Source organism: Synechococcus sp. BA-124 BA4 (assembly GCF_034931165.1).
Map to the genome: position 1 here is coordinate 1 of NZ_JAYGIA010000101.1, position 16351 is coordinate 16351.

The following is a 16351-nucleotide window of genomic DNA, read 5'->3' on the forward strand; positions in this document are numbered from 1 at the left end:
GGCGTCGAGGGCGCCGGCCAGGCGCAGGGGCACCCCCAGATCGGCGGCCAGGGCGTGGGCCTGCTGCCAGGTGCCGTAGAGGCTGGCGGCACGGGCCAGCAGGTGCTCCCTGGGGGGATCGGCCACCGCCAGAACCAGATCCCAGCCGAGGGGCCGCTCCCCCAGCGGCGGCAGCTGGACGCTGGCCTGGCGGATCCGCACGGCCGTGATGGCGGCCCGGTCCACCTCCAGCCGCTCGCTGCCCCCGGGCGTGTCCACGAACAGGCGGAGGCGCTCGCCCCAGCTCTGCAGCAGCACCCGCCGCTGCAGCGGTGCGCCGAAGCCCAGCCGGGCCATCAGCCACTCCATCGGCAGCAGGAAGAGCAGCAGGCCGATCACATAGCCCACGGCCCCCTGGAGGCTGACCAGCAGGCAGAGGCCGGAGAACAGCAGGAAGGCCAGCAGGCTGACGAGCGGGTTGGCGGGGACCTCGTCCTCGATCAGTTCCCGCCAGATCATCCGCTCGAGGGCCAGGGCCAGCCCCTGCACGGAGCGGCGCAGCAGCACCAGCGGCGTGAGCAGCAGCCCCAGTCCGTTGCGCCGGGCGCCGCGAACCGTGGCGCTCAACGCGATCAATCCGCCAGCAGTGTTGTGGCAGCAGCGTAGGGGTGCCCCGCCAGTTAGAACCGTTCGTCGCCGATGGCGGGCAGCACCAGCTCGCGCACGAAGGACGCCGGCGAGAGCTGCAGCAGGGCCGAGACGGTCCGGATCACGTCGTGGAGCGGAATCTGCCGGCCCTCACCGCGCCCGGCGGCCGCCTCGGGCGGCACCTCCAGGCCGTCGTCGGTGTTGAGGTAGCCCAGCTGCAGACAGGTCACCGCCAGCTGCTGGTCCCGGAAACTCTCGCGCAGGGCATCGGCGATGCCGGTGAGGGCGAACTTGGAGGCGCCGAAGGTCACCTCCGGCTGCCCGCTCCTGCGCAGGCCGGAGGTGGAGCCCGTGAGGATCAGCTGGGGCCTGGGGGAGCCGAGCAGCCGCGGAATCAGGCGCCGCAGCAGCATCAGCGCGCCGGTGATGTTGATGGCCACCATGGTGGCGATGCTCTCGTCGTGATCCTCCAGGAAGCTGTAGGCCTCGCTGAAGGCGTTCGCTTCCCAGACGCCGAGGTTGTAGATCAGCACATCCAGCTGGGCGGGTGCCTGCTGCTCGATCCACCGGACCGCCGGCAGCGGCTCCGCCAGATCCGCCTCGATCCAGCCGAGCTCGACGCCCGTCGGCAGCCGCAGGCCATCGGGCCGTCGCCGCGAGACGCCGATCACCGTGTCACCGGCGCTGCCCAGACCCTCGACAAAGGCACGGCCAAGCCCGCGGCTGGCCCCGACCACCATCAGTTTCATGGACCCGCTCCCGCAGGGGCGATGTCGAAGTGCAGCACATCCTCCCCGACACCCAGCCTGGCGTAGAGGGCGACGGCGGGCCCGTCGTCGCGATGGGCCTGGACGAAGATCCCGTCAAAGCCCCGCTCGGCGGCGAGCGTCCTGAGGCGCTCGATCATCGCCGTGGCCAGCCCCCGGCGCCGGTGATCGAGAGCCACGGCGAGGTCGTAGAGGTAGAACTCGCGGCACTCCTGCTCAAATTTCGGCAGGACATAGCCCGTCAGTCCACCCACTACCCGCGTCCCGGTCTCGGCGACGATCGCCAGGAACATCTCACCGGCCAGCAGATCGTGCAGGTACGGATCCGAAGGCTGCCGCTCGGGATACCTCCCGGGATCGTCGAAGGCGTCGGCAAACAGGGCCAGGAGGGAGCGCAGGGTGCCCATGTCGGCCGGTCCGAGAACACGGACGGAGGGCTGAATCGTCATGGGCAGACGTGATCCACATCATCTGGCCAGTGTGGTCGTGATCGGGGTGCGGGCAGGATGCGGCGCAACGCCCACCCCATCGCTCTGCGCCAGCACCAGCCAGAGACCGGGGAACCGTCCATGCTGGACCCCGTACCGGAGGCGGGAAGACTTTGGTGATCGGTGCCCGACGGATTCCAGGCACCTCTGGCGTCGCGCCGGAGCCTCCCCGTTCGCCCATGGCGCGGTCCGCTCGTTCCTCGTTGGCCCTGTTCCGTTGGGGAGCCGCTTTCGCCATGCTCCTGCTGGCGGATGGGCAGCCGTCGGCGGCCATCGATCACCAAGGCCAGTCACCACGGCCACGGCTGCAGGGGTGGCTCGCCCAGCCGTTGGGTGAGCGCTATCCCCAGATCCCAGCCCAGGTCTGGGAGTGGATGGACCAGGCCAACGCCCTCGAAGCCAAGGGCGACTACGCAAAGGCGGCGTTGGTATGGGAACAGGTGCTGGCCTGGCGTGAGAAGGCGCAGGGGCCCGACCATCCCGATACCGCCACAAGCCTCAACAACCTCGGGCTGCTGTACATCAAGGAGAGCGCCTTTTCCAAGGCAGAGCCCCTTCTTGTTCGTGCCCTGGCGATCAGAACCAGGATCCTCGGGCCGGACCATCCCTTCACCGCCCTCAGCATCAACAACCTCGCCTGGTTGTATTCCAAGCAGAACAACAACGCCAAGGCCGAACCGCTCTACCTGCGAGCCATTGCCATCGCCGAGAAGGCTTTGGGGCCTGACCATCCGGGGCTCGCCCTCGGCTTCGACAACCTTGGACTGCTTTACACCAATCAGGCCAAGTATGCGATAGCGGAACCCTTCTATCTGCGCGGCCTCAGGATCAGAGAGAGGGCGCTGGGCCCTGATCATCTTGACACCTCGACAAGTCTCATCAGTCTTGGGCTCCATTACAGCAAGCTGAACCTCTATCGGAAGGCCGAACCCCTGCTTCTTCGTGCTCTGGCCATCAGGGAGAAAACACTTGATCCTGATCACCCTGATCTCGCCGTTGGCCTGGTCACGCTTGGTCTGCTGTATAGCGATATGGGCGCTTACTCCAAGGCCGAACCCCTCTATCTGCGCGCCCTTGCGATGATGGAGAAGCGGCGAGGGCCTGACCATCAGGAAACGGCTCTCAGCCTCAATAATCTGGCAACGCTCTACATCAACCAGGGCCGCTATGCCGAGGCGGAGCCCCTGCTGCGCCGCACCCTGGCCATCAAGCAGAAGGCGCTGGGTGACGATCACCCCGACACCGCCACCAGCCTCAACAACCTGGCGGCGCTCCAGGAGAACCAGGGTGCCTTCGGCAAGGCCGAACCCCTCTATCTGCGCGCCCTGGCGATCAACGAAAAGGTATTGGGTCCTGACCACCCCGACACGGCCACCAGCCTGGGTAACCTGGCGCTGCTCTATCGGAATCAGGGTGCCTACGCGAAGGCGGAGCTCCTGCTGGGTCGTGCCCTGGCGATCCGGGAGAAGGCGCTCGGTTCCGGCCACGCCGATACCGCCGCCAGCCTCAACAACCTGGCCATGCTGTACAGCGATCAGGGCGCTTACGACCGCGCCGATCCTCTGCTGCGCCGCGCCCTGGCCATCCAGGAGAAGACACTGGGGCCCGCCCACCCCGTCACCGCCACGGGCCTCAACAACCTCGCGGTGCTCCTCGACAACCAGGGTGCCGCCGAAGGGGCCCAGCCGCTGCACCGACGCGCCCTGGCGATCCGGGAGAAGGCCCTGGGGCCCGACCATCCCGATACGGCCGGCAGCCTCAACAACCTGGCGGATCTCTACCGGCTTCAGGGCGCCCATGCCAAGGCGGAACCCCTCTTCCTGCGTGCCATGGGGATCTACGAGACCGCGCTGGGGCCCGATCACCCCACGACCGCCCTCAGCGTCAATAATCTGGCCAAGGGGTACCTGAGCCAGGGGGCTGAGGCCAGGGCCGAACCCCTGCTGCGTCGCGGCATCGGCAGCCAGTCCCTGTTTCTGCAGCGGGAAGCCCCCCTGCTGCCCCAGGCCCGGCGGCAGGAGCAGATCAAGGCCCTCGGCAACGTCTGGGAAATCCCCTATTCCCTTGTGGCCACGACCCCGGCGGGCGCCTCCCTGGCCCTGTTCACCCGCCTGAACCGCCATGGTCTGCTGCAGGACATCGAACGGCGCCAGGCCCAGCTGGGCCGTGGTTCTCCGGCCCAGCAGATCCTGGTGGGTCAGCTCACGGCGATCACGGCCCGCCTGGCCGATGTGAATCTCAGTGAGCCGCAGCGACGCACGCTGCAGCAGGAGCGGGATCGGCTGGAGCAGGAGCTCTACCGCCAGTTACCGGCCCTGACTCCGCGCCTGGTGGACGCCGCCCAGGTGGCCGCCGCCCTGCCGGCGGATGGGGTGCTGATCGAATTCCAACGCTTCCGCCCCTACGACGCCCGTCAACCGGAGGCCAGGAGCTGGGGGGAGGCGCGCTATCTGGCGATGCTGCTGTTCCCCGATGGGGAGACCCGCGCGGTGGACCTCGGCCCGGCGGCGGCCATCGATCCCCTGATCCAGCGGGCCCTGGCCGAGAGCCTGGCCCGCAACCGCCCCGCCGGACCGTTCTGGGCCCAAGTGAGCCAGCAGGTGCTGGAGCCCCTGCTGCCGCAGCTGCAGGCGCGGCGGCGCTGGTTCGTCTCCCCCGATGGCGAGCTGAGCCGCATCCCATTCACGGCCCTGCCGGCGCCCACCAGGAGTCCGAGCGGGGCCGAGTCCGACTCCGCCCCCATCCTGGGCCAGCAGGTGCAGCTGCGGATCCTCACCAGCGGCCGTGACCTGCTCACTCTGGGCAGCCCCGGGGCTGGAGCCCAGCGGGCCCTGGTGCTCGCCGCCCCTGATTTCGGTGGCCCGGGCCAGTGGCAACCCCTCCCTGCCACGGCCGCCGAGGGGAGCTGGATCGCCGAACGTCTCGGCGCTGCCCTGTACCAGGGATCCGCCGCCACCACCGCCGTGCTGCAGCAGGCGCGCGGCCCCAGGGTGTTGCACATCGCCAGCCACGGGTTCTTCACCTCTGGCAGCGACGACCCGCTGCTGAACAGCGGCATCGTGCTGGCGGGCGCCAACCGCAGTCGGGCGGCCGCACCCGCCGCGATGGCCAGCGATGACGGCTATCTCACCGCCAAGGAGGCGGCCCAGCTGCAACTCGATGGCACCGAGCTGGTGGTGCTCTCCGCCTGTGACACCGCCTCCGGCACCCTGCAGACCGGCGAGGGGGTCTACGGCCTGCAGCGGGCCCTCACCGTGGCCGGCGCCCGCTCCACCCTGCTGTCCCTGTGGAAGGTGGACGATGAGGCCACGGCGGCGTTCATGCAGCGCTACGTCGCCCTGCTCAAGCGGGGGATGGGTCGCATGGAGGCGCTGGCGGCGGTGCAGCAGGAGTTCCGCAGCAACCCGCCGGAGCCGGACTGGGCCGACCACAAGTTCTGGGCTGCGTGGCAGCTCACCGGCGACGGGGGGCCGATCCCGGGGTTGTGAGCCATCGCCTGCACACCAGGCAGACTGAACCGGAGGTCGCCTGTTGTTGGTTCTTCCCATGCCATACCAACAGGGGTCTGCGGCACTGGGCGTTCTGCTGGTCACCGCCTCGCTGCTGGCGCCGGTGGCCCCTGGGGCCGCTGCCCCGGAACTGGACGCCATGGTGGCGTCCATCGCCGGCCAGCTCCGCCAGAGCTGGAACACGGATCCAGGCACCGCCAGGCTGCCCTGGCCGGCCATCGAGGTGCTTCCCGCCGGCCAGACGCCCCAGTCGGCCTGCCCCGGGGCCGGCACGGCGACCAACGCGGCGGTGGGAGTCCAGAGCCCAGCGCTGGTCTGTGCCGCCAGCGGCAAGCTGCTGCTGGATCGCACCAGGTTGGAGAAGGCAGCCAGCCGCCACGGGGAGTGGGGCCTGGCCTACTGGGTCGGGACCGGCCTGGGCACCGCGATCCTGAGCCATCAGGGAGCCTCGCGCCGTTCACCCGCCGTCGCCAATCTTCAGGCCAACTGCCTGGCGGGGGTGCTGATCGGTGCCACCGGGCTGCAACCCGGGCCCCAGGACCCACCCAAGCCCGATCAACTCGTGGCTCCGGCCAACGGGGCCTACGGCACCGCCATGGCCGAGCAGATGGGAACCCGCAGCCAGCGCTCCTATGCCCTGCTCACCGGCCTCGGCATGACGGAACTGGCGGGTTGCTCCGATGAGGCGATGGCCCAGCTCGCCAGGGACCAGGTGCCCGATCCAGCGCTGCTGAGCGCCCTGGCCACGGGGACGGACCGGGCCGCGTTCAACACGATGGCGGTGATGAACCGGCGCTGCAGGAGGCTGCCCAACTCCCCCTGCCCGCGGCGTGTGCCCAGTTTCACCGGGCAGAAGTGAGGCCCTCCCAGAGCCCGTGAGCAGCGAACCCCCGATCAAGCCCCATGCAGAGCGTGAGACGCTGCCCCCGAAAGGCATGCCCGGCGCCCGAGCCAGGGCGGGATCGCTGCGCCTGCCCCCCTGGCTGCGCTCGCCATCGCTGCACGAATGGGTCAGGACGCTGGGCATCATCATCGCCGCCTCCTGGGGGATCTACACCTTCCTCTGGAAGGAGATCTATGTGCCCTCCCAGGCGCCCGCCAGCATCAGCCTGGAGATCAGCCTGACCCCGGTGGCCGGCGGCGGCGCGAGCGGCCCATCGCCAGGATCCCTGCAACGGGAACTGAAGGTCAGCGCCACCAACGCCAGCACCCGCCGGCTCTACCTGCTCAGCAGCTTCTGGGAACTGTTCCCGATTCGCCGCCAGGTGCTGAATCGCTCCACGTTCTCGAGTCGCGCCAGCGGACCCTTTGATGCCATCCACGTGGAGAGGGGGGCGGTGCTCCAGCCCTATCCCACCGAAGCGGCCGGCAAGTTGTTCGTCGACGACCACATCAATCCCGGCGAAACCATTCACCGTTCGGTGATCGTTTCCCTGCCCCCGGGAGCCTATGCGGCCCAGGTGGATGTGCTGGTTCCCGTCCTGACGCGGGAGCCGCCCAAGGGCAACGCCCTGCTGGGTGGGAGGGTGTTGGAGTGGGGGTATGACAAAAGTGATGTGGTCATTCCACTGCTGTGCGTGGACGGCAACCCCTCCGACTGCCTGCGCCTCGATGATCCGGAGAAGCAGGATCGGCTGATGGATCGAAAGCTGAAGGCCTTTGATGCGAACTATTTTCTGAATGAGCAGAGCGTGCAGGTCGGGCTCGCCGGAGGTTCGTAGCCCTCAGGGGAGACGACGGGCGCCACCCATCGGCCCACGCTTGCCATCCGGGCCCAGAAGCCAGAAGCGGATCGCATCGCCGTCCACCTCGAACTCCTCCACGACCTTCAGCCCGGAGATGCCGGGATCCGAAGGGAACAGCACGCGCCAGGTGCGCCGGGAGCCCTCGCAGCTTCCCTCCCAGGCTCCGGCGGCGGTCCCTCCGGCTTCCGACACGATCCACACCAGGTGATGGCGACCGTCGGTCAGCCTGGTGACCACGGCCCGCCCCGGCTTGCTGGGTGCCACGTAGTCCCAGGTGCCCAGCGCCGCCTCGCAGGGTGGCGCGGCCGGGGCAGCCCAGGAGGGCGTTGTACCCAGGGCGAGGGCCATCATCACGGTGAGGATGCGCTTCCGCGGTGAATCGGCTGCAGCAAGCGGGCGGAAGGGTTGGGGCACCGTGCTGTAACTTCTGGACAGTCAGGAAACACTGCCATAGCTTCGGACCAAGGAGTAGGCCGTCAGATCATGTATCCCTTCCCATCGTCCTGTCCTCAGCCGAGAATCAGTCGCTCGAAAGCAAGCGCGACGCCCAGATCGCAGCCCCTCTTCGGCGACATCTGCCGGCTTGTCAAGCCGTCCAGCATTCTCGAGATCGGCAGCTGGATGGGAGCCTCATCGATCGCCTGGGCCGAGGCTGCTAAGGACGTCCAGCCGGATGCTGTCGTCCACTGCGTGGACACCTGGCTGGGCTCCGTTGAGCATTTCCTGAGCAGTTGCGGCGAGGAGTGGAACCTGGACAAGCTCTCTCTCACTGACTACGGACCGACGTTCTTCGACGACTTCCTGTGCAACGTCTGGGACAGTGGCCTCCAGGACAGGATCGTGCCGTTCAGGGCCGCCTCATCCGCCGCCCTGCCGTTCTTTGCCCAGCAGGGCCTCGCCTTTGATGTGGTCTACGTCGATGGTGCCCATGACACCCACTCCGTGCTGACGGACGTTGCCGGAGCCCTCAAGGTCACGTCGGAACAGGGCCTCGTCTGTGGCGATGACTTCGGCTGGAGTTCTGTCAGAAATGGCCTGCGTTTTCTGGCTCTGACGCACCGGAGCCCCCTGCAGTTCTATGTCAGAGGGGGCGACTTTGTGATCCTGCCGGACTCCAGTGTTGGTTACGGGCAGAGCCTGGCCCGGTTGGGCTATGGGAGATGGTGGCCCCTGGCAGTTCGTGAGAACCTCCATCGTCTCGTCTGCTGGTGCCGGTGGGGCCTTCGGGATCGACTCCGGCCATCGCGCTCCGGTGCCCTCTCCGCCGGAGGCTGAACCCCTGGCCCGCCGCGCACAGCATGACGCCGCCCACCCGGACTAGAAGGGAGCAACGCCGGAGCCCAAGCGGTGGATCTCGAACGCTTTCAGAGGCTGTTCACGGCCCCGCTGCTGCCCCTGGGCCGCCAGAGCTTCTCCCTGCTCTGGATCCTGCAGGTGCTGCTGCTGCTGCTGGCCGTGAGCCTGGCGGCGCGGGTCTTGAAGCGGCTGCTGGCCGGACGGGTGCTGCGCTGGTTTGCATTGCCGGAGGGGCGGCGGGAGGCGGTGGCCACCCTCGTGTCGATGGGGCTGGCCGCCCTGGGCTATGTGGTGGTGGCCCAGGGGATGGGGCTCGACATCGGCGCCCTGGCCGTCATCTTCGGGGCCCTGGGGGTGGGGATCGGCTTCGGGCTGCAGGAGCTCACCCGCAACCTCACCAGCGGCCTCACCCTGCTGATGGAGGGGAAGCTGAAGGTGGGTGACCAGATCGAGTTCGGCGACACCAGCGGCTTCATCAGGGAGATCTCGATCCGCTCCACCGTGATCCGCACCTTCCAGGGCGCCGAGATCGTGGTGCCCAATTCGGCCATCACCAATGCGCCGGTGAAGAACCTCAGCTACCAGAGCTCCGATGGCCGGGTGGATGTGGCGGTGACGGTGGCCCATGGCAGCGACCCCCTGGCCGTGACCGAGGCGCTGCTGGAGGCGGCCCTGGCCGAACCCACGGTGCTGGCCGATCCGCCGCCGAAGGTGCTGCTGCATGGCCTCCAGGGCCAGGGGATGGCGTTCGAGCTGTGGGCCTGGACCTCGGCGATCGACGCCAGCCTCAGCCTGCGCAGTTCGCTCAACTACGCGATCGAGCAGGGGCTCAGGGAGCGACATATCGAGCTGGCCGGGGCCCGTCAGCGGATCCAGCTGCTGCCCTCCCGACGCGCCATCGCACAGGACGGAGGGGGCGAGGACTGGCATCCCCTGCGGTCGTCCCTGCCCGACCATCCCTGCTTCAGCAGCATGGATGACCGGCGCCTGCGGGAACTGGTGGGCAGCGGAGCCCGCCGTCAGGCGCCTGCCGGCACGGTGCTGGTGCGGCAGGGGGAGGAGGGCCGCTCCTTCCACCTGGTGCTGAGTGGCGCGGTGGATGCGATTCACGAAACGGAGCGGGTGAGCCGCAAGCTGTTCACCTTCAGCGCCGGGGAGTTCTTCGGGGAACTGCCGCTGCTGCTCCAGGTGCCCTATCCCACCACCATGGTGGCGGCCGAGGACACGACGCTGTTCGTCGTCCCCAGCGGCAGCTTCCGCGCCCTGCTGGCCTCGCGGCCCGAATTCGCCGACACCGTCGCCCGCGAGGTGGCTCGCCGCAGCGACGTGCTGCGCAGCTACGAGGATTGCCTGCGCCAGCGCGGCCTGCTCGGGGACGCCGACATGGGCCACCCCCTGCAATGGTTCCGCGAGCGGCTGAAGCGGGTGTTGGCCGGACGTCCGGCGATGGCTTCGGTGGAAACGGAGGTGGACTGAGCGTCGATCGGCGATCGCCTTCCGATCCTCAGAGCTCAACGAGCAGTTGAACGGACTCAAGCTCCTCCGGGGAATCCGGCCTGGCGGCGAACAGCTCCTGCCAGGCCGGGTTCTGGTTTTCCCAGGCCGTTCGGGCGCCGTAGGCCGCCATGTCGTCGTATTCGATGTGGAGAAGGAGCGAGGTCGTGTCCGGACCCGGCACCGCATTGCGCAACAGACGGACGGCTCTGGGCATCACCGGGCTCTGGAATTCAGGACCGGCCGCCTGCTGCAACTTGGCCATGATGTCGTCGAAGCGGCCGGGACGGATCTTGTAGGTGAAGACGGCAATCACGGACATTGCAAGCAACCTCTGGGAGGGTCCAACGCAGTCTCATGACAGGGTTGGAAGCCGTCAATCACCCGCTTCTAGGCCCAACGGTGATCCATGGCCACCGGCAACGCCTTGAGCCCGCGCAGCTCCAGGTTGTCCTGATACGCCAGGGGTTCGCCGGTGAGGCCCAGTTCTGGGCAGCGCCGCAGCAGTGCGGTGAAGGCGACGCCGGCCTCCATCCGGGCCAGGGCTGCCCCCAGGCAGTAGTGGGGCCCATGGCCGAAGGCGAGGTGGACGTCGAACCGGCGACGCACATCGAGCCGGTCGGGATCCGGGAACCGGGCCGGGTCGTGATTGGCGGCGGCGAACATCAGGTACACCAGCTGCCCCTTGCGGATTGAGCGGCCGCCGATGGTCAGATCCTCGCCAGCCTCTCGAACCATGAACTGCACCGTGCCGTCGTAGCGGAGGAACTCCTCGACAGCGTTCGGAATCAGCGACGGGTCGTCATGCAGCAGCTGGAGCTGGTCGGGGTGGTGGAGCAGGGCCAGCAGGCCGTTGCCGATCAGGTGGGTGGTGGTCCCGTGGCCGGCCGCCAGGAACAGATTGGCGTTGGCGATCAGCTCCGTCTCACTGAGCCGATCGCCATCAATCTCGGCTTGAACCAGCAGGCTCAACAGATCGTCCCCGGGCGTCGCCCGGCGCTTGGCGAATTCAGCGCTGAAGAATGCGGTCAGCTCGTGGGTGCTCTGCAACGCCCGCTGGTACTGATCGGCGGTCACGGCGGACGGGTCGGTGCCGAAGACGGTGGAGAAGTCGTCCGACCAGCGCTTGAGCTGGTCCAGGTCGCCCGATTCCAGGCCGAGCAGGCGGGCGATCACCCGAGCCGGCAGTGGGAAGGCGACGTCGGCGATCACATCGAAGCGGCCCTGTTCCGGCAGCCGGTCCAGCAGCTCATTCACGAGCGTCTCGACGGCCGGCCGCAGGTTATCCACGGCCCGCGGGGTGAACACCTTGGCCACCAGGGCGCGGAGCCGATGGTGACGTGCCGGGTCGGTGATGTTCATCTGGGCCCCGATGACCTCGAAGAGGCGCTGCAGTTCGGGGCAGCTGGCGCGCTCGGCCATCCCGCCGGCGCGATCGGAGCGCAGCCGTGGGTCCTGGGTGGCAGCCACCACATCGTCGTAGCGGGTCAGCACCCAGGCCCCGAACGGTTCATGCCAGTGGACCGGGTCGGTCCGCCGCAACGCGGCGTAGGTCGGGTAGGGATCGACCAGCATCTCCGGGCTGAACAGGGCTGCGGTCATGGTCGGGACGATGACGCCATCACGGTAACGAGAAGCTCATGACCAATTAGCCCTCGGCCATTCAGAGGCCGAGGGCCGTCCTGCGTTCGTCCATCGCCGCCAGAAGAACGGCTTTGATCGCATCGGACTGGGCCATTACGACACTGCGCACCTTGATGTGCCGGAGGGTCTTGCCCGTCCCCTCAAGGAGTGAGTCTGTGGAGGCGATGCTGGCTCCGTGGTAGAAGCCAAGATTGGCGTAGGTCTTCTGCGGCATGATGTAGGCATAGGCTTCAGACATCTTCTTCTCACCGTAGCCATAGGCAGCCGAAGGTTCTCCGGGTCTGGGCACCTCAACAGCATCCGGGTGTAGTCCAGCGATCAAGGATCTGAGCGCCAAACAGATGTCGCAAACTTCTTTGGGTGCTCTCTTCACCACGTCTTCGAAGATGCCCATGCTGGTGATGGTGTGCATGTGATCAAAACCTCCTCAGTCAGGTATTTCAAACGTAGCAAGCTAGCTCTGATTATGCTGCGGATGAGATTCTCAGTCGTGATCAGAATGATTCTACCTGCTGTGTTGTCTAAGACCGCGAATGCATTCAACGACCTATCTGCAGAAGAGAGCTCAAATTCGCGTTCCGGCGTTTTGTTTTCAAGGCGCATGACTAGGATGGACAGTCCATTTAGCTCGGAAAGCTACTAGGAATTGGTCTGGTGTGCCATGGTGCCGAGTTCCTTGCTGAGTGAGGAACAAAGATTCTCAGCCTAGCGCTCCGGTTCAGCGGCTGCGGAACGTCGTCCGCTGTTCCGGTAGTTAGGCTTCGCATGCACTTTTGAACAACTGGAGTGCTTGAGACCAAGCGTTCATCATTGCCTCAAATGCCTCATCGGCCACCATGACAACCTCAAGCGTCGTGACATCCCCTTCTTTCCTAAAGAAATAATCTTCTCGCGAACCGATCCACTTTCGCATCATCTGATCGGTTAGTGGTACTTCAATATTTTGAGGATTGACCATGGCGACATGTTTCATCTTGATGGTTTCATGGGGCACGATCCTTTCGATAAGTACTTTCGTGCCACTTTGGGTTTTGTCAAAAAATGAGATGTGTTGCCCCTCTTTCCACTCTCCTTCGTAGGTCATGCCTTCACCCCAGGCCTTTGCCCAAGCTGGGTACACTTCTTTGTCCAGTAGCTTTTCGTAAACCAGATTGACGGGTTTGTTGATCTTGATTGAATAAGTTAACCGTTTCATGACTTGTCTCTCGGCTGAGGCTGCATAAGTTGATCAGCTGCATAAGTTGATCATAGGTGGCTTCCCTGAGCCACACCTCATGAGCCACCCCTATCCGTGAAACACCCAGCAGCTGAATCTCAATCGCTGAGAGCCTCACCCCCACCCTGCTTGGCGTCTCGTATCGGCGCAACCTAGCCGTGGTTCACGGACCCGTGAACCCTCAGGTCTCCAGCAACATCCTCGACAGATTCGGCAGGCCAGCCCCCTGGTGGTAGCGGTCCCGTTGCAGGTCGGTGCAGTGCTCCAGCAGGATCCGCTTCACCCGGTCGGGATAGCCGATGAATTCGCTGCGCACCGAGAGGAAGGCGGCCAGCAGGCCGGAGACGTGCGGCGCCGCCATGCTGGTGCCCGACAGCGCTACATAGAGCTCATCGAGGCTCTTGCCCTTGTCGCGGTTGGGGGTGCGTTTCGGGTCGCTGCTGCTGCGGCACGAAAGGATCCGCTCCCCGGGGCCCACCACGTCGGGCTTGAGGCGGCCATCGGCGGTGGGGCCCCGCGAGGAGAAGTAGGAGGTGCCGTAGCGGTGCGGCAGGGTCGGGTGCACCGAGCCCACGGCGATCGCCTCATCGAGGTTGGCCGGATCGCCGATTGACAGATCGAACGAGCGTGTGGCGCTGAAGCCGTCCACGACGATGTCGCCGCTGCCCTCGTTGCCCGCCGCCAGCACCACCAGCACCCCCTGGCGCACCAGCCGCAGCAGGGAGGCGCACAGGGGAGAATCGCCGCAGCCGAAGCTCGCCGGATCGAACGGTCCCCCCAGGCTTAGGTTCACCCCCTGGACCGCCAGGCGCCGTCCCTCCTGGTTCTGCCGCCAGATGTGGTCGATCGCCTTGATGATCCAGGCGTCGTAGCCGCCGCCGTTGTCGGCCAGCACCTTGTAGCTGACGATCCGGGCCCGGGGGGCCATGGCCAGCATGTCCGGGCCGTCATCGCCCCCCACCGACAGCAGCCCTCCGGCGATGATCCCCGCCACATGGGTGCCGTGGCGGTTGGCATCGTTGCCGCTGCCCGGTTTCACCGCCCCCCGCGCGGTGCAGTCCCATTCGGCGGCGATCGTTCCGTTCGGGGCGAGGCCGGCGTTATGGAAATGGGGGTGTTGCCGGTCGATGCCGGTGTCGAGCACCGCCCAGGTGATCCCCTGGCCGCAGGCGTTGTAGCCCAGCTGGGCGGTGCGGGCCTGCACCGTGTGGATCGAATCGTGCATCAGCGCCTTCTTGCGGCTGTTGCTGAACATCCGGTACACCGCCGGCGAGGTGGCGCCGTACTGGCGGCTCATCGCTCCCGCCAGCGTCTCCACTTCGGCGCGGGTCAGGTTCACCGCCACGTAGCGATCCAGCTGGTCTTCCAGAAACACCGTCTCGGCGGTGATCGGACCCTGCAGCACATGCGTCCGGATCCACTCCAGCACAGCGTCCCGCGCCTTCTGGAGCGAATCACCCACCTCGGCGGCCCCCGCCGAGCGATCCGCCAGCTCGATCAGCACCGGCACCCGGGCCGTGGCCTCCACATCCAGCGCATCGGCCAGGCTCCTGGCCACCGTCATCGGGCTCACCGGCTGGAAGCGGGAGCGATCCAGCGCGGCCATCACCGTCTCCTGGGTCGACTGGCGCGACAGGTAGCGGCTGGCGGAATGGGCCTTGCTGGGCGGCCACACCACCCCCACCACCCGTTCATCGACGATCTTCGGCTTGCCGGCGGCGCTGTATTCATCGGCCAGGCTCTGGTCAAGGCAGACGATGTCGCCGTCCTGGGCGATGTTCACCCAGCGCTTCACGCCGGCGGGGATGGGGAGCTTCTTGCCGTGCCACTTCTGCAGCACGTCGGTCACCTGGGGCAGCCCCAGCGGCGAGCCGATCGTCACGTACAGATCCACCTCCAGGGCGGCGCCCAGCTCCATCAGCGCCTGGTAGGTCACCATGCTCCCCTGGCTGTGTCCCACCACCACGAAGGGACCGCCGCCGGTGCTGATCCGGTCCTTCACCGTCTGCACCATCCGCTGCCGCTTGGTCTTGTTGAACAGGAAATCGTTCACATCCGCCAGGAACGCCTTGGTGAACATCGCCGTCACCGGGCTCCACAGCCCCTTCGCCTCCACCGAGAGCGTCGCCGGTCCTCCCATCGGCGCCCCCCGCTGGGCCGCCGTCTGGGCGGCCGCCTCCAGCTGGGCCGTCAGCGCCTCCACGAACGCCTGCGACGCTTCCGGCGCGTCGCTGTCCTGGATCGAGGCGGCCAGCAGCGCCTCCGAGCCCGGCTGCAGCGTCGCTCGGTCGTCACCGATCGCCCGGGTGGAGAAGCCCGCCGTCTCCGGGTAGCGCTCCCGGTCGACCCAGTAGGCCATGCGGGTGCGCTCCCCCTGGTCGGCGCCGAACAGGGCCCGGTCCCACTCCGAGCGCAGCACCCCTTCAGGGGGCATGTTGGAGATTCCGTGGCAGTAGATCACCGTGCGGGCCTGTCCCCGCGTGGTGGGGGCGCTGGCGTTGCCGGCGGCGGCGGCTTTCTTCGGGGCGGTCATGGTGGCGCACAGGAAGGGAACCGACCCCCGCCCTAGCCAGCCCGGCCGCCTCCGGGCCACGAGCCACCGCCGCTGTCATCGTTCTTGAGGCCGCTCCCACCCATGACCCTGCTGCTGTCCGTTCTGGCCGTGGAGCTGCTGCTCGATGTGGTGGTGCTGGTGGTGCTGCTGCCCTCCCTGCTGATCCGCCTGCTGCTGGTTCCGCTGTGTCCGGAGGTGGTGTGGTGCGGCCGGGGCCGGCAGAAGCGGCTGGCCCTCACCATCGACGACGGCCCCAGCGGCCCCGGTTCGGAGGCCCTGCTGGCCCTGCTGCGGGAGCTCGAAGTGCCGGCCACCTTCTTCCTGATCGGCACCCACCTCGAGCGCGACCAGCGCTTCCCCCGCCGCGCCCTGCAGCAGGGCCACGACCTCGGCAACCACCTCTGGCGCGACGCGTCCTCCGCCTCCCTGCCGCCACCGCTCTTCCAGCAGCAGCTGACCGATACCGAGCGGGCCATCGCCCGGGCCGCTGCCCCCGCCAGCCTGCGCTGGCGCTGGTTTCGCCCCGGCCAGGGCTGGTTTCATCGGCCCATGCTCGATGCCCTGGCGGCCCGCTCCTACCGCCTGGTGCTGGGATCGATCTTCCCCTGGGACACCCTGCGGCCGCCCCTCTGGTTCGTGCGCCTGTTCGTGCGCCTCAATGCCCACCCCGGCGGGATCCTGGTGCTGCATGACACCCCGGGCCTCAGCGGCCGCACCCTGGACACCCTGCGCTGCATCGTTCCCGACCTGCGCCGCCGCGGCTACCGCTTCGTGCCCCTCAAGGAGCTGCTCGACCCGGCCCCCTGATCCGTCGTCCGCCGGTGGCTGTGGGGCCTACGATCCGGGCCGTCCGCCCCCTGGGGAATGCGCTTCAGCAGCCTGCTCACCCGGATCGGCGCCGTGCAGGACGGCAGCCCGCGGGACCTGGCGGGGGATCCGGAGATCACCGGGGCCGAAGCCCTGGATCGCGCCGGCCCCGGCCAGCTGGCCTTCCTCGAGCCCGGCAACGCC

At 67.4% G+C, this 16351-nt stretch carries 14 protein-coding genes and 1 pseudogene; 6 read left to right on the forward strand and 9 right to left on the reverse strand.

The genetic code is table 11. From position 1 onward, the window contains the following. The 3 genes and pseudogenes from VB734_RS12820 to VB734_RS12830 form a co-directional block, all read right to left on the reverse strand. Positions 1-606, reverse strand: a pseudogene (locus VB734_RS12820) (hypothetical protein); the annotation flags it as partial. A 53-nt stretch (positions 607-659) separates the two neighbouring features. Continuing rightward, positions 660-1376 carry an SDR family oxidoreductase gene (locus tag VB734_RS12825; RefSeq protein WP_323243453.1) on the reverse strand — a complete coding sequence of 239 codons (717 nt, stop codon included), beginning with the start codon at positions 1374-1376 and terminating at the stop codon, positions 660-662. Continuing rightward, complete coding sequence (locus VB734_RS12830; RefSeq protein WP_323243454.1) at positions 1373-1843, reverse strand: GNAT family N-acetyltransferase; 471 nt, start codon at positions 1841-1843, stop codon at positions 1373-1375. The genes VB734_RS12825 and VB734_RS12830 overlap by 4 nt, the downstream gene beginning before the upstream one ends. 242 nt (positions 1844-2085) lie before the next feature. On the opposite strand from VB734_RS12830, the gene VB734_RS12835 reads away from it, so the two are divergent. Genes VB734_RS12835 through VB734_RS12845 form a run of 3 tightly spaced genes read left to right on the forward strand, consistent with a single transcriptional unit; the run spans position 2086 to position 7112 of the window. Next, complete coding sequence (locus VB734_RS12835; RefSeq protein ID WP_323243455.1) at positions 2086-5370, forward strand: CHAT domain-containing tetratricopeptide repeat protein; 3285 nt, start codon at positions 2086-2088, stop codon at positions 5368-5370. Positions 5371-5428: 58 nt separating this feature from the next. Then, complete coding sequence (locus VB734_RS12840) at positions 5429-6250, forward strand: hypothetical protein (RefSeq protein WP_323243456.1); 822 nt, start codon at positions 5429-5431, stop codon at positions 6248-6250. A gap of 16 nt (positions 6251-6266) precedes the next feature. Beyond that, a complete protein-coding gene (locus VB734_RS12845; RefSeq protein WP_323243457.1) occupies positions 6267-7112 on the forward strand; it encodes a hypothetical protein in 846 nt (281 codons plus the stop codon). A gap of 3 nt (positions 7113-7115) precedes the next feature. On the opposite strand, the gene VB734_RS12850 is transcribed toward VB734_RS12845, so the two are convergent. Next, positions 7116-7550 carry a hypothetical protein gene (locus tag VB734_RS12850; RefSeq protein WP_323243458.1) on the reverse strand — a complete coding sequence of 145 codons (435 nt, stop codon included), beginning with the start codon at positions 7548-7550 and terminating at the stop codon, positions 7116-7118. Positions 7551-7619: 69 nt separating this feature from the next. Between VB734_RS12850 and VB734_RS12855 the strand changes: the two genes are divergently transcribed. Together VB734_RS12855 and VB734_RS12860 are read left to right on the forward strand one after the other, a co-directional pair. Then, entirely contained in the window at positions 7620-8411 is a 792-nt protein-coding gene (locus tag VB734_RS12855) for a class I SAM-dependent methyltransferase (protein ID WP_323243459.1), read from the forward strand. Positions 8412-8483: 72 nt separating this feature from the next. After that, complete coding sequence (locus VB734_RS12860; RefSeq protein ID WP_323243460.1) at positions 8484-9908, forward strand: mechanosensitive ion channel domain-containing protein; 1425 nt, start codon at positions 8484-8486, stop codon at positions 9906-9908. Between the two features lie 28 nt (positions 9909-9936). On the opposite strand, the gene VB734_RS12865 is transcribed toward VB734_RS12860, so the two are convergent. The 5 genes from VB734_RS12865 to VB734_RS12885 all read right to left on the reverse strand — a co-directional run bounded on the left by VB734_RS12865 (position 9937) and on the right by VB734_RS12885 (position 15319). Further along, positions 9937-10248 carry a hypothetical protein gene (locus tag VB734_RS12865; protein WP_323243461.1) on the reverse strand — a complete coding sequence of 104 codons (312 nt, stop codon included), beginning with the start codon at positions 10246-10248 and terminating at the stop codon, positions 9937-9939. Positions 10249-10316: 68 nt separating this feature from the next. Beyond that, positions 10317-11528: a cytochrome P450 gene (locus tag VB734_RS12870; protein ID WP_323243462.1), complete on the reverse strand. Its 1212-nt coding sequence runs from the start codon at positions 11526-11528 to the stop codon at positions 10317-10319. 61 nt (positions 11529-11589) lie between these two features. Then, positions 11590-11982, reverse strand: coding sequence for a DUF1801 domain-containing protein (locus VB734_RS12875; RefSeq protein ID WP_323243463.1), 393 nt, complete (start codon positions 11980-11982; stop codon positions 11590-11592). Between the two features lie 342 nt (positions 11983-12324). Then, positions 12325-12765 (reverse strand): SRPBCC domain-containing protein, encoded by a 441-nt coding sequence (locus VB734_RS12880; RefSeq protein WP_323243465.1) that lies wholly within the window; start codon positions 12763-12765, stop codon positions 12325-12327. A 202-nt stretch (positions 12766-12967) separates the two neighbouring features. Further along, positions 12968-15319 (reverse strand): S8 family peptidase, encoded by a 2352-nt coding sequence (locus VB734_RS12885; RefSeq protein ID WP_323243466.1) that lies wholly within the window; start codon positions 15317-15319, stop codon positions 12968-12970. Between the two features lie 102 nt (positions 15320-15421). Between VB734_RS12885 and VB734_RS12890 the strand changes: the two genes are divergently transcribed. Continuing rightward, positions 15422-16147, forward strand: a complete 726-nt coding sequence (locus tag VB734_RS12890; protein WP_323243467.1) for a polysaccharide deacetylase family protein — start codon at positions 15422-15424, stop codon at positions 16145-16147. The last annotated feature ends 204 nt before the right edge of the window (positions 16148-16351 follow it).